12 protein-coding genes are annotated in these 13664 nt (G+C 44.6%); 6 read left to right on the top strand and 6 right to left on the bottom strand.

What is annotated here, in order from left to right:
* Positions 1-54 precede the first annotated feature (54 nt).
* Positions 55-432, bottom strand: coding sequence for a hypothetical protein (locus MKS89_RS17910; RefSeq protein ID WP_072959894.1), 378 nt, complete (start codon positions 430-432; stop codon positions 55-57).
* Between the two features lie 529 nt (positions 433-961).
* Between MKS89_RS17910 and MKS89_RS17905 the strand changes: the two genes are divergently transcribed.
* Entirely contained in the window at positions 962-1651 is a 690-nt protein-coding gene (locus MKS89_RS17905; protein ID WP_072959897.1) for a LexA family protein, read from the top strand.
* A gap of 69 nt (positions 1652-1720) precedes the next feature.
* On the opposite strand, the gene MKS89_RS17900 is transcribed toward MKS89_RS17905, so the two are convergent.
* Positions 1721-3022: an anaerobic C4-dicarboxylate transporter gene (locus MKS89_RS17900; RefSeq protein ID WP_072959899.1), complete on the bottom strand. Its 1302-nt coding sequence runs from the start codon at positions 3020-3022 to the stop codon at positions 1721-1723.
* A 770-nt stretch (positions 3023-3792) separates the two neighbouring features.
* Positions 3793-4809 (bottom strand): 1-aminocyclopropane-1-carboxylate deaminase, encoded by a 1017-nt coding sequence (locus tag MKS89_RS17895; protein ID WP_072959902.1) that lies wholly within the window; start codon positions 4807-4809, stop codon positions 3793-3795.
* Positions 4810-4995: 186 nt separating this feature from the next.
* Between MKS89_RS17895 and MKS89_RS17890 the strand changes: the two genes are divergently transcribed.
* Complete coding sequence (locus tag MKS89_RS17890) at positions 4996-5460, top strand: Lrp/AsnC family transcriptional regulator (protein ID WP_072959905.1); 465 nt, start codon at positions 4996-4998, stop codon at positions 5458-5460.
* A 109-nt stretch (positions 5461-5569) separates the two neighbouring features.
* Here the strand turns inward: MKS89_RS17890 and MKS89_RS17885 are convergent, their stop codons facing one another.
* A complete protein-coding gene (locus tag MKS89_RS17885; protein WP_072959907.1) occupies positions 5570-6298 on the bottom strand; it encodes a MaoC family dehydratase in 729 nt (242 codons plus the stop codon).
* Positions 6299-6832: 534 nt separating this feature from the next.
* Between MKS89_RS17885 and MKS89_RS17880 the strand changes: the two genes are divergently transcribed.
* From MKS89_RS17880 to MKS89_RS17865, 4 genes are read left to right on the top strand one after another with little or no spacing between them, the layout of a single operon-like run.
* Positions 6833-7714 carry a metal ABC transporter substrate-binding protein gene (locus MKS89_RS17880; protein ID WP_072959913.1) on the top strand — a complete coding sequence of 294 codons (882 nt, stop codon included), beginning with the start codon at positions 6833-6835 and terminating at the stop codon, positions 7712-7714.
* Positions 7711-8610, top strand: coding sequence for a metal ABC transporter ATP-binding protein (locus tag MKS89_RS17875; protein ID WP_072959916.1), 900 nt, complete (start codon positions 7711-7713; stop codon positions 8608-8610). Before MKS89_RS17880 ends, MKS89_RS17875 begins: the two co-directional genes overlap by 4 nt.
* Before the next feature lie 5 nt (positions 8611-8615).
* Positions 8616-9560, top strand: a complete 945-nt coding sequence (locus MKS89_RS17870; RefSeq protein WP_077316174.1) for a metal ABC transporter permease — start codon at positions 8616-8618, stop codon at positions 9558-9560.
* Positions 9553-10425, top strand: a complete 873-nt coding sequence (locus MKS89_RS17865) for a metal ABC transporter permease (protein ID WP_072959919.1) — start codon at positions 9553-9555, stop codon at positions 10423-10425. Before MKS89_RS17870 ends, MKS89_RS17865 begins: the two co-directional genes overlap by 8 nt.
* 244 nt (positions 10426-10669) lie before the next feature.
* On the opposite strand, the gene MKS89_RS17860 is transcribed toward MKS89_RS17865, so the two are convergent.
* Positions 10670-12334 carry a putative transporter gene (locus MKS89_RS17860; RefSeq protein ID WP_072959921.1) on the bottom strand — a complete coding sequence of 555 codons (1665 nt, stop codon included), beginning with the start codon at positions 12332-12334 and terminating at the stop codon, positions 10670-10672.
* Positions 12335-12640: 306 nt separating this feature from the next.
* Positions 12641-13645 (bottom strand): substrate-binding domain-containing protein, encoded by a 1005-nt coding sequence (locus MKS89_RS17855; RefSeq protein ID WP_072959924.1) that lies wholly within the window; start codon positions 13643-13645, stop codon positions 12641-12643.
* Positions 13646-13664 lie beyond the last annotated feature (19 nt).

Raw genomic sequence — 13664 nt, 5'->3', positions numbered from 1 at the left:
TGTATTCATATTGAATACACGAAAACGAACCCCGTCAGATTTGTCTTGAAACATTCATGCATCCTCATAAATATGTAGCTTGTTCATATCCCGCTCCCAATGCTTGAACAGATGTTTGCTGGGATGCTTCCCTTTATCACAACGATAATCATGTTCCAGCCATGCCTGACAAATGGTATCGGTCGGAGCAAATTGATAATGATACATTCGGGTTTTAAACCGAGCCGCGATAGCCGATAACCCGGCAGCGTGTTTTGCGGAAATCCCCTTCTGAACCATATTGGTCACAGTGCTATATTTCACACCGAGGTAGTTGGCAATATATTCATAAGCTTTACACTTATTCATCGGCATCCGCCGGACCAAGGCTGAGAACGCATGATTCATGAGCTCTTTACGCATGGCGTTCATTTCTACTGTGGTAAATTCCATGATTTATTTCCCCATTTTATTGCTCTGATGTCTCTGCCCTAGCTCAGCGACACGTTTGAAAATGCCGGTTAACGCACTCGGATCCGGTACCCCTCGTTCACAACACAGTCGGTCAAACTCAGTTGTCACGGCTCATGGTGACAATCGGACAACCTGCGGCGGTAACGTGCCATCCGCAGACCACGCTGCACCTGCACCATGGTATTCACGCCCTGCTCCCGCTTGGCCCGTTTAATACTCATCCATACACCTTTTTAACCGCCGAAATATCACGACTTTGCCAGACTGGAAAACGGGTCAGGATCCAGCGCTTCACCACTATTCTGACAGTAATAGTAAGAAAACTTTCAATCAATGTAAATATAACGACGTAATTAAACTTTCTTTCCTAGTGTAAAAATCATTACAAAAGTGCTGTATACTTGGACTGAAAAGGGCTATGATGAGCACTTTGAATGCGAACACCTGTCAGGGTTCTGAAAGGAAACAACCAATTGAGGATACCCCGTCATTACGGGCATTGTGATTTATGATTGTTGAATTAGGCGAACGTCTCAAAGCCAGACGAGAAAGTTTAGGGCTCACCCAAGACATGCTGACAGCCCGAGTAAAAGAAATTGATTCATCACTGAGTCTGAACCGAATTACGATCAGCCAGATCGAAAACGGCATCCAGTCAAGTATGAAAGACCGCTTATTACTGGCGATGTCTAAAGCATTAGAATGTTCACCGGAATGGATCGTATACGGAACCAATTCTGCCAATGCCGAGTACGCTGAGACAGCATCGCAGGCAAACGTCAGTCATGGCCCTGCCGTTTCAACCATGTGTCCGGTGATTTCTTGGGTCAAAGCCGGTGATTTTTCTGAAGCCGTCACTCCGTATGCACCAGACGAATATGAATATTATCCTTGCCCGGTACACAGTGGCCCCGGCACTTATATTCTTCGGGTTCGGGGAGACTCGATGGAGCCAAGATTTGAAGAAAACGATCTGATCTTTATTGATCCGAATCTCGTCGAGCCAGAACACAACAAGTTCGTCATTGCGATGCTGACCGATTCAGCAGAAGCAACATTCAAGCAGATACAAGTCATTGATAATAAAAAATATCTGAAGGCACTCAATCCTTCTTATCCGCCAGAGCTGCGGTTTTTATCCATCAATGGCAACTGTCAGATCATCGGGACAGTCATTGCCCACATGAAGCCTATTTAATATTAAACCCATTAAAAAAGGGGAAGCGGCATAAGCTTCCCCCCCCTTCAGATACAACCAACCACACTATTACAGAATCATACCACCAAAGATAAATCCGAACGTCACTGCTGAAGTGATGGTCACCACACCCGGGATAAAGAACGGATGGTTGAAGACATAGCTACCGATTCGGGTCGAACCCGTATCATCCATCTCCACTGCCGCCAATAATGTTGGATAAGTTGGCAGAACAAAGAGCGCGCTCACAGCAGCAAAAGAAGCAACAGCTGTCAACGGTGCAACTCCGATGGCCAACGCAGCGGGCATCAACGCAGTGGTTGTCGCACCTTGTGAATAAAGAAGCATTGATGCAAAGAACAATGTAATCGCCAGCATCCACGGATATTGCTCAAGAATATGCGCAGACAATGCTTTAATCTCGTTGATATGGCCGGAAACAAAGGTATCACCTAACCATGCAACTCCAAGTACGCAGACACAAGCACTCATCCCAGATTTAAACGTTGAAACTGAGCTGATTTTTGAAGCATCGATCTTAGTAAACAGGATAATTGCCGTCGCAGCCATCAGCATAATCGCCATAATAGCTTGGTTACGACCGATTGCAGGGTCGGTAATCAATCCGACTGCCTTACTAATCATTGTGGCATAAGCAACCACAGCGATGATCGCAATGACGAAGATATAAACTGACGTTTTCGCGGATGGTAAAATTTCACGCTTGGTTACACCCCGAACTTTTATCAGACCTTTTTCCAGACGTTCTTGATAAATCGGGTCATCTTCCAAATCTTTACCTAAGAAATTAGCCACAAAAGCACCAACCATACATGCAGCAAACGTGGTTGGAATACACACAGCCAACAACATGAGATAACCGACGCCTAATGGCTCAAGAATACCGGAGAAAAAGACCACAGCTGCGGAAATCGGTGATGCTGTAATCGCAATTTGAGATGCAACCACCGCAATCGATAATGGACGTGACGGTCTGACTTTTTGCTCTTTCGCCACTTCAGCAATAACTGGCAAGGTTGAAAATGCCGTATGACCGGTACCCGCCAAAAGTGTCATCACAAAAGTTACGATAGGCGCATAAAAAGTAATATGTTTCGGATTTTTTCTTAAAAACTTTTCTGCCAAGTCAACCAGCCAGTCCATACCACCGGCAACTTGCATCGCTGCAATTGCAGTAATCACGGACATAATGATTAGAATAACATCGACCGGGATGGTACCAGCGTGCATACCCAATCCCATTGTCAAAATGATGACACCTGCCCCGCCGGCAAATCCAATGCCGATACCGCCAATTCTGGCGCCGAGAAAAATGAAGAGCAGGACAATAAACAGCTCTACTGCTACCATGATGATACCTCGTTAAGTTATTGTATTTTAATTAATAATTTTTATTTCAATATTGAATAATGACTTAGTGGGGCAATTGATAGCAGATCCATTGCAAGCACCCTCTCACAAACTAAAATCCCTTACGTCTTAACCACTCAATAACGGCTTTAATTTACGAATTCTGTCTTGCTTTTTGTTACAGGAAATCAAACGATAAATAACTTCCTTAACACAAAAATATATTTATGAAATTAATATTACTCCTCAATTCACAAATTAAAAAACACACTATATTTACATTTGAAACAATTGATTATTTAAATAAATCAATTGAAACTTTATTATTTCCTATAGGTACAATAAATGACTCAAATTGATAACTCTTGCTATGTTTCATATCCAGTGACAATAATAGAAAAAACGGAGGAAATCTTGATAGGTTAACCTGATCGAAGGAGACGGATAGATAAGAATAGAAACATCTCTCATATTAGCCATCAAGGATCCTTAGTTTATTATGTCGGAAATCATGTAATGATTACCTATTACTAAAATATAAGAATCCTTTCTGAGCAAAGATTAGTTTAAAAATCCATCCTGATTTTGGTTTTCATCATACCGTACAAATGCAAAAATAACAGTACTTAGATCACCTTTTTGGTGCATCCGGTTATTGACCGAAAAATAAATAAATAAAAATTGATCTAAATAAAATAATGAACATCTTGAGGAGATCTGACACAACAGATGTTGTGTCAGATATATATGAATACGTTAATGTTAATCAATCAACCATTACGATAAATATAACTATAGGCATTAATTGCCGGGACGCCACCCAAGTGTGCATATAATACTTTGGAACCTTTAGGGAAGAATCCCTGACGTGTCAGATCAATCAAACCTTGCATCGATTTTCCTTCGTAAACCGGATCGGTCATCATACCTTCCGTACGTGCTGCAATTCGAATCGCATCATTGGTCCCATCAGAAGGTACGCCATAAGCTGGATAAGCATAATCATCCATAATAACGATATCTTCTGCGGTGATTTCCTGACCTAATTCGACCAAATCAGCCGTATGTTGTGCGATACGTAAAACCTGCTCATGGTTTTTCTCCGGCGTACCAGAAGCATCAATACCAATCACATTTTGTGCTCTGCCATCTGCCGCAAAACCGACAACCATCCCGGCCATTGTTGACCCTGTCACCGTACACACCACGATATAATCGAATTTGATTCCCATTTCGGCTTCTTGTTCGCGAACTTCTTCAGCAAACCGGACATACCCTAACCCGCCATATGGATGCTCTGATGCACCGGCAGGAATCGGATAAGGAACACCCCCTTTTGCTTTCACATCTTCGATTGCATTTTCCCAACTTTCGCGAATACCGATATCAAACCCTTCATCAACAAGTTCAATCTCAGCTCCCATCACTCGGCTCATCAGAATATTGCCGACACGATCATAGACCGCATCCTGGAATGGTACCCAACTCTCCTGAACCAGCCGACATTTCATGCCGATTTTCGCAGCGGTTGCCGCCACCAGACGAGTATGGTTCGATTGCACACCACCGATAGTCACTAACGTATCGGCGCCACTGGCAATCGCCTCAGGGACAATGTACTCCAGCTTCCGAATTTTGTTGCCGCCAAAAGCCAGCCCACAGTTGCAATCTTCTCGCTTGGCATAAATTTCAATTTCTCCTCCGAGAAATTCACTCAGGCGACTGAGTTTTTCAATCGGGGTCGGACCAAAATTAAGCGGGTAACGTTCAAACTTCTCCAATTTCATGACAAATTTCCTTATATGCGATGACCAAACCAATCAATCTTGTTTGAAAGGATATGCATTTAGATTACTCAATCTGAAATGAAATGTGCTTCCAATTTATTTCCATTTTTTTAATAAAAATTTTACATATAAATCATAAATAGATACTTTAATGAATACATTACCATTAAAACGAAAGATAATTTCATGGATCAATCACTTGATCGTGTCGATCTGAAACTGCTGCGCCTGTTACAACAAGACGGCAGAACGAGTAATGCCGTACTGGCAGAAAAAACCAATATTAGTCCAGCGACATGTCACCGCCGCGTTGATCGCCTGTTCAAACAAGGGACAATTCAATCCGTTAGGGCAGAAATTAATCCACAGGACATTGATTTGGGCACCTTGGTCACTGTCGGTGTAGTACTGGATCGCTCAACACCGGAAAGCTTTGCCGAATTTGAAGCGGCAATTGTTCGCCTACCTGTCATTATTGATTGCCAGTTAGTTGCGGGGGAATTTGATTATTTTCTCCGAGTCCGGGTACAAGATATGGCGGATTTCAATCAACTACATGCCAATCAGTTGATCGCCCTGCCCGGTGTCCGACAGATCCGCACCTTCTTTGTCATGAAAGAAGTCATTCACCATGCGCCGTTACGGTTCTAGCTCACACGATATACAGTCATGATTGAGGAATATTAGATCGAAGCATAAAAAAACGGGGCATCAAAGCCCCGTTTCTCTTTATATATCTGCAAAAAACAATATGGTCATCTTAGAAGTGCAGTTGAATCACTGACACGACAATACAGCCCGGACGTCTGATACCGTCAATCTCAACGCGGATTTCACGCTCGATTTCCAGTCCTTTACGTACGGGTGTCACTTTGGTCAAAATACTTTTTGCCCGGACACGATCACCTGACTTGACCGGATACGGAAAGCGCACCTGATTCAAACCGACATTCACAACCATTTTTGCGGTCGGAAATAACGGTACTTCAGGATTCACGCTATCAGTCAGTTTCGGTAACAATGCTAACGTCAGAAAACCATGTGCAATGGTTGTCTTAAACGGAGACTCAACAGATGCCCGTTCAGGATCCGTATGAATCCACTGTGTATCTTCAGTCACAGAACCAAATTGATCAATCCGGGATTGATCGATATTCAGCCAGTCCCCGACATGGATCACTTCACCAATTTTCTCCCGTAGCTCTTCATACAAAGCCTGAGCTTCCGGGGTTAATTTCAGCGATTCTTGAGTGAAGGTTGCAGATTCACGCTTTAATGCAACATTATCTGCATCGTTCGGCAGACTAACTTCTTCATTCACCGCGGGTTGATGAAAATCTCTGATCCACGAAAACAGGTGAAAGTTATTCGTTTTTGTCAGCAACTCTTCCCAATACTCGCGCATCGCTGGCGGCATCTTCTGCATCAGTTCTGCATGCTGCTTGCTTAATATTTCACCACGTTGTTTGAACAGTTCGACGACTTTCATCTCAACTCCTTGCTTCATTATTATGAAGTCTATAACAGTTTGATTTTGAACTACTTCACAGAAAGGTGCAAATACTTTCGGGCGTACATGCGTTAACTGAACACTGTTTTTTACATATATTTCATTAACTTATAAATAAAACGCCATTTTATTAGAACAATAGAGCACAACTGGTACGCTTTCTTTGCATCTATCATGTCTACAGGTCTTAAAAAGAATACCGTTCCTTTTTTTAGTTTATAAATCAATATCATAGAAAATTCATATTCCCCGACTTGATCTGATGTATCATAAACGATTAAAAAACAACCAGACTCTGTATCACATACAAAAACAGTGCCATCATGCACAAAATTCCAATCATTTGATCCATTCACTCTCTCGTCGTTGCAATTTCTCCCCATTATCTATGCCTATCACAGATATCGGTCCGACAGATGGAATACTTTGCTATGCTCAGTAGACAATCAACCAAATATAAATGATAATTATTATCATATAGAAGTTTCAATCAGACCTGAAGGTGGCGATTGTATGAAAAAATATTTAATGACCTCATTTTACTGTGCTTTGATGCTCTTACCCGACATGGCTTGGGCGAAGTTTAAAGTCGTAACAACATTCACCATTATTCAAGACATGGCACAGAATATTGCCGGAGATGCTGCTGAGGTTGTCTCTTTAACCAAGCCCGGCGCAGAAATTCACAACTATCAACCGACACCGAGAGATATTATCAAAGCGCAGTCCGCTGATCTGGTGTTGTGGAATGGCCTCAATCTAGAGCAGTGGTTCCAACGTTTTTTCTCCAATGTAAAAGACGTACCTTCCGTCGTCGTCAGTGACGGAATTCAGCCACTCTCGATCTATACCGGCCCATATAAAAATAAACCCAATCCTCATGCATGGATGTCTCCGAAAAATGCATTAATCTATGTAGAAAACATCCGTCAGGCACTGGTGAAATACGATCCGGCCCATGCAGCAACATATAATCACAATGCTCAAGCGTATGAGAAAAAGATCCAACAACTGAGTGAACATATTCGGACGCAACTGGCAGCCATCCCTGAACAAAAACGCTGGTTGGTCACCAGTGAAGGCGCTTTCAGCTATCTGGCGAGAGACTATGGCTTAAAAGAAGCGTTTCTCTGGCCGATTAATGCCGATCAACAAGGCACACCACATCAAGTGAAAGCTTTAATTGATACCATCTACCAGCATCATATTCATGTGCTGTTCAGTGAGAGCACTATCTCTGACCGCCCCGCCAAACAGGTTGCCAGAGAAACAGGGGCAACCTATGGCGGTATCCTTTATGTGGATTCTCTCTCAACCCAAAACGGACCGGTTCCGACTTATCTGGATCTACTCAAAGTCACCACCGATACCATTGTCAGAGGATTACGATTATGAGCCAGCAACCCGTCACACTTGAAGCAACTCAAGTGAGTGTTACATACAATAATGGTTTTAAAGCGATTCACGATGTCAGCTTCCGTTTGCAGGGCGGCACCATTTGTGCGCTGGTGGGTGTGAATGGCGGCGGTAAATCAACACTATTCAAAAGCATCATGGGATTGGTCAAAACTTCTCAAGGCGAAATTCTCTTGTCCCAGCGCCCGGTCCGACATGCACTCAAACAGAATCAAGTCGCTTATGTGCCACAAAGTGAAGATATCGACTGGAACTTTCCGATCCTTGTTCGGGATGTGGTGATGCAAGGACGTTATGGCTTTATGAATTTTCTGCGCCGCCCGAGTCTGACGGATAAAGACAAAGTGCAGCAGGCGATGCAGCGAATGGGCATTGAAAATCTGGCGAGCCGTCAAATCGGAGAACTCTCCGGCGGGCAAAAAAAACGAGTGTTTCTCGCTCGGGCTCTCGCTCAGGAAAGTAAGACGATTTTACTCGATGAACCGTTTACCGGGGTCGACTTTACCACCGAAGAAGCGATTATGAATCTGCTTCGTGAACTCAGAGATGAAGGTCATCTGATTCTAGTGTCGACACACAATCTGGGGAACATTCCCGATTACTGTAATGAAGTAGTGTTTATCAACCGAACCATCGTTGCAGCCGGCAATATTCACGATACCTTCACCCAACAGAATCTGATTGCCACATTTGGCGGGGTACTGAAACACGTCGGGATTCTTGGTGAAACACTGCATCAGGATCAGGATGAACGCGCCGTTACGATTTTCTCAGACCATGAGAAACCTGCGGTCTTTTATGGCAAAGATCAACACAACGCAACACTGATTCGGGACGGCAAATCACCCGAACAACCTCAATCGACCCAGAGGTAACGGCTATGTTGGAATTGCTTCTAGAACCGCTACACTATCAATACATGCAGCACGCCATTTTAAGTAGTGCGATCGTCGGTGCGGTATGCGCATTCTTATCCGCTTTTCTGATGCTCAAAGGCTGGTCCCTGATTGGTGATGCGCTGTCTCATTCTGTGGTTCCCGGTGTTGCCGGTGCTTATGCATTAGGATTGCCTTACTCAGTCGGCGCATTTATCGCCGGCTTTCTGGCTTCCATCGGGATCGCGCTGCTCCGGTCACTCTCCCATTTGAAAGAAGATGCCATTATCGGTTTCATTTTCACCACTTTTTTTGCCGCTGGCCTCCTGCTGATTTCACTCAATCCGACGTCAATTAATATTGAAGGGATTATTTTCGGCAGTATCTTAACCGTCAGTCAGTCCGACTTAATGCAAATGCTGATCATCGCCGGCGTGTCATTTGTACTCCTGACATTGCTGTGGAAAGATCTCATGCTGGTGTTCTTCGATGAAACCCAAGCCTCATCTGTTGGTTTATCACCGACCATTCTGAAAATTATATTCTTTACCATTCTCAGTGCCTGTACGGTTGCCTCACTACAAACCGTCGGCGCCATTCTGGTGATCGCCATGGTCATCACTCCGGGAGCAACGGCATACTTACTGACCGACCGATTTGGCCTGCTGTTAATCATTGCCATCACGCTTGGTTTTGTCACCAGCGCTTTAGGTGCCTATCTCAGTTATTACCTGAATGGCGCAACGGGCGGCACGATTGTGTTGCTTCAAACCCTGATCTTTCTCTGCGCCTTTGTCTTTGCACCGAAATATGGTGTGCTCGCGAACCGGAGAAACGCCAAACATCGAGCCTCAGTTGGCGAGTCCGTTGACGAGAAGAGCTTAGAGAAACAGACGGTCAACAAGACACACGCCCACAACGTCGTGACATCAGGTGGTTATCATGGATAATCTCATACAATGGTTCAGTGAACCTTTCCAGTTTGAATTTATGCAGCGTGCGCTGTGGGCCGGTCTGGCCGTCGGTGCGGTCTGCGCTGTACTCTCGTGCTATCTGGTCCTGAAAGGCTGGTCGCTGATGGGCGATGCGATCTCTCATGCCGTATTGCCGGGCATCGTGATTGCCTACGCATTGGGTATTGCACTGCCAATCGGCGCATTCATCTCCGGCCTTACCTGTGCCCTGATGAGTGGCTATATCAAGGAGAATTGCCGGGTCAAAGAAGACACCGTGATGGGGATTGTTTATTCGGGCATGTTTGCACTGGGTCTAATTCTATTCACCAAAATAGAAACCGATCAGCACCTGCTACATATTCTGTTCGGCAATATGCTCGGTATTCAGGATTTTGAATTCACTCAGACCGTGACCTTATCCCTGATTGTATTTGCGATTATCGTCATATTCAGGAAAGATTTTTTACTTTACTGCTTTGACCGCAGCCATGCGCGAGTTGTCGGGTTACCCGTGGTGCTGCTTCACTACGGTTTACTGGTGCTCTTATCACTGACCATCGTCGCAACCATTCAAGCTGTCGGTGTCATTATGGTGGTCGCAATGCTAGTGGCTCCGGGTATGACCGCTTTTATTCTCACCAAACAGTTTGCCTACATGATGTGGATTGCACTGGCGGTCTCGCTGAGCGCTATTATTCTCGGAATCTTGATCAGTTTTCACATCGATGGCGCAACCAGCGCATGTATCGTCCTCGTTCAGGCGGCATTTTTTATTCTGGCACTCACTGTCACAAAACTAAAAACCCGAGTGGCAACATTCAACGAACCGGCATCAGAGACAAACACTAGGGGCTGTTGACCTTTCGTGATGGTTTTTGCAGCAATTTGTCGTGCATTTAGTCAAGGCAGGTCATGTGAAGTGTAGCGCTCTACATGAACCATGACCTAACGCTGGATAAATGAGCGACAAATGCTGCCCAGAGGGTTCATCTGAACGTGTCTTGCTCTTTGTTACGGGTCATTTGCTTAGGATAGCTAAGCGGCATGCCAGCGACAGACATAAAAATACCGCCGATTGACGGTATTTTTTAACAATCAATCAACTAGCCGGTCACCCATAGCAGTACAGCGATCACCTGCGGTGTCAGAATCCTCAAACACATCACTAACGGATAAACCGTCGCATAAGCCAGTGATGAGGCGCCACTGGTTGCATGCATTGCATTGGCAAATGCCAGAGCCGGTGGATCGGTCATCGAACCCGCCATTAATCCGCAAATCGTCAGATAGTTCACTTTACCGAAAAAGCGGGCGAACATACCGACGGAGATCAACGGAACCAAGGTAATGATAATTCCGTATCCCATCCACGTCAGCCCTTCACCATCCATGATGGTCGTGAAGAAATTACCACCGGAACTGATCCCGACAACCGCCAGAAAGAGCACGATACCGATTTCCCGTAAAGCGAGGTTCGCACTTGGCGGCATAAACCAGTAAAGCCGACCGATACTGCCGATTCTTGCCAAAATAATGGCAACAATTAACGGCCCTCCGGCCAGCCCCAACTTCAGCGGTGCCGGTAAATGTGGGAGCTGAAACGGAATTGATCCAAGTAATACACCTAAGCCAATACCGATAAAAATCGGCAACATCTGTACATGATGTAGCTTACTTGCCGTATTTCCGAGCATTTTACCGACATATTCAATATCTTCTTTCTGGCCGACAATATACAGAATATCCCCGAATTGCAGCACCGAGTCTTGGCTTGCCACCAGCTCGACACCAGACCGGTTCAACCGTGAAATCACCACATTATGCTTATATTTGAGGCTCAATTCCCCCAAATGCTTACCGAGCACTTTTTCATTGGTAACCACCACCCGATCACTTTTCAGCACTGTCCCTTTGGTGGACAACGACTCCGAAACTTCACGTCCGACAATCAAAACCGCTTTATGCAATAGTTCCTGACGGTCACTGACAAAATGCAGATAATCACCGATATGGAGCGTGGTATCATCACCGGGAACAACCAAATTGCCTTGAGTCTTCATTCTGGAACACACGACTCCTTGACCAATCAAGGTGACCAATTCAGCAAACTTCATCTGATCCATATTCGGATTGTCGATCATCACATTGACCGATAACAGATCTTTGCCTTTCCCCAGACTGCGGCTGTCATAAGACTCAGCTTCTTTATCCACATTAATTTCAAAAACAATCCGGATAATCCACATTGACAGCAAAATCCCGATAATCCCAAAGGGATAAGCCATGGCATAACCGAGCCCCAGCATATCGACTTGACTGTTCACTTCTCCCAACTCATGCAGAATTTGTTGTCCGGCAGCTAAAGAAGGCGTATTGGTCACCGCACCGGAGTAGATTCCGAGGAAAATATGCAGCGGAATATTGAAAATAAAATGAAGGATAACAGCCGTTAAACCACCAACGACGACAATCCCTGCCGCCAGTCCATTCAGCTTGAGACCACTGCTCTTCAGAGATGCAAAGAACCCCGGCCCGACCTGAATCCCGATGGTATAAACAAATAGAATCAACCCGAATTCTTTAATGAAATGCATAGCATGACTATCAAGATGCCAACCAAACTGGTTGATGAAATGCCCGACGAAAATTCCGCCAAACAGCACGCCACCGATACCGAGCCCGACACCTTTGATTTTCAAGCCACCTAACCACAACCCAATCACTGCCACCAAGGACAGGACAAGTATCGAGAGTGCGACTTCGCCCATAATTATTACTTCCGTTATCAGATTTAAAAAATGAAAAAATTAAATTTATCTGCACTAAATAAAATAGTTTTGAATCGCATGTGTGCAAAAAATAAATATTCTAAAAATAAGTCTATAGCCTTCGATCTGTCTTATTTTTGATAAAGGTTAAAAATTGCAACATTAATCAGCGTTCTGGAAAGCGAAGTGTTCAATTTGTGAGGACAATAGGTTCAATGAATCGATTTAATGATTCTTATATATTTTGAAAGTTCATGGCAGGGGAGGAATGACTTGATTCGGAATCAACCAATATATTTACGGACACTATCGATATTTACGGACACTATCGCGAATGACCAGTGTCGGTTCAAGATGAACGATTTGTGCCTCGCTCTGCCGTTTATCAAGACGATTAACCAGCGCCTCAACCGCAGCAGTTCCTAAACGATGCTTTGGCTGGTGGATGGTTGTTAATGAGGGCGTAACATATTTGGCAATGTAGATATCATCGTAACCGATAATCGACAAATCCTCAGGAATCCGGATGCCCCGGGCGTGGGCTGCATTGATCACCCCCATCGCCATCATGTCATTACCGGCAAATATAGCGCTGGGTAGCGGACCACGCTGACAGATACGCTGAAATGCATCGACGCCACCGTCGCATTCAAAATTGGCTTCAGCGATCCATGCCGGATTAATCGACAGTTTCGCCTCATTCATGGCTTTTTTAAAGCCTTCGTAACGCATATAAGCCTGATGCAACTGCAACGGCCCCGTGATACAACCGATCTCCCGATGGCCACATTCAATCAGATAATTGGTCGCCATCAGCCCGCCGAGCAGCGAATTATCCTGAATTTTATCGCAAGCAAAATGGACAGGACCACGATCCATCACGACCACAGGCACTTCCGGAAAACGATCGAACGCATCAATATGCTCCCCTTCAAGGGATGAACACATCAAAATAAGACCATCTACCCGCTTTTCAAGCAAAGTGTTGATCGATTCTTTCATACGATGATCATCACCTTCGGTATTACATAAGATGAGATTGTAACCCTTTTGATAGCAACTCCGCTCAACACCCTTCACCACTTCACCGAAGAACGGATTCGTCGAGGTTGTGACTAACATACCAAGCGTTTTGGTTCGATTCATTTTAAGACTACGTGCTAATGCAGAAGGTGAATAATTCAGATCTTTCGCCGCCTGATTGACCCGGACGGCTATTTCATCACTCACATAACGAGTTTTATTGATCACATGACTTACCGTTGATGTGGAAACGCCAGCACGTTTGGCAATATCTTTCATCGTCGCCATGTGATCTCTCCTTTGTGGT

It is taken from the genome of Vibrio gazogenes (genome assembly GCF_023920225.1).
Lineage (GTDB): Bacteria > Pseudomonadota > Gammaproteobacteria > Enterobacterales > Vibrionaceae > Vibrio > Vibrio gazogenes.
Note: the sequence above shows the minus strand (reverse complement) of the source record. Positions and strands in the feature narration are given on the sequence as shown.

Excerpts from the sequence above, each read along its gene's own strand:
- MKS89_RS17910 (WP_072959894.1), bottom strand. The coding sequence starts at position 432 with ATGGAATTTACCACAGTAGAAATGAACGCCATGCGTAAAGAGCTCATG.
- MKS89_RS17905 (WP_072959897.1), top strand. The coding sequence starts at position 962 with ATGATTGTTGAATTAGGCGAACGTCTCAAAGCCAGACGAGAAAGTTTA.
- MKS89_RS17900 (WP_072959899.1), bottom strand. The coding sequence starts at position 3,022 with ATGGTAGCAGTAGAGCTGTTTATTGTCCTGCTCTTCATTTTTCTCGGC.
- MKS89_RS17895 (WP_072959902.1), bottom strand. The coding sequence starts at position 4,809 with ATGAAATTGGAGAAGTTTGAACGTTACCCGCTTAATTTTGGTCCGACC.
- MKS89_RS17890 (WP_072959905.1), top strand. The coding sequence starts at position 4,996 with ATGGATCAATCACTTGATCGTGTCGATCTGAAACTGCTGCGCCTGTTA.
- MKS89_RS17885 (WP_072959907.1), bottom strand. The coding sequence starts at position 6,298 with ATGAAAGTCGTCGAACTGTTCAAACAACGTGGTGAAATATTAAGCAAG.
- MKS89_RS17880 (WP_072959913.1), top strand. The coding sequence starts at position 6,833 with ATGAAAAAATATTTAATGACCTCATTTTACTGTGCTTTGATGCTCTTA.
- MKS89_RS17875 (WP_072959916.1), top strand. The coding sequence starts at position 7,711 with ATGAGCCAGCAACCCGTCACACTTGAAGCAACTCAAGTGAGTGTTACA.
- MKS89_RS17870 (WP_077316174.1), top strand. The coding sequence starts at position 8,616 with ATGTTGGAATTGCTTCTAGAACCGCTACACTATCAATACATGCAGCAC.
- MKS89_RS17865 (WP_072959919.1), top strand. The coding sequence starts at position 9,553 with ATGGATAATCTCATACAATGGTTCAGTGAACCTTTCCAGTTTGAATTT.
- MKS89_RS17860 (WP_072959921.1), bottom strand. The coding sequence starts at position 12,334 with ATGGGCGAAGTCGCACTCTCGATACTTGTCCTGTCCTTGGTGGCAGTG.
- MKS89_RS17855 (WP_072959924.1), bottom strand. The coding sequence starts at position 13,645 with ATGGCGACGATGAAAGATATTGCCAAACGTGCTGGCGTTTCCACATCA.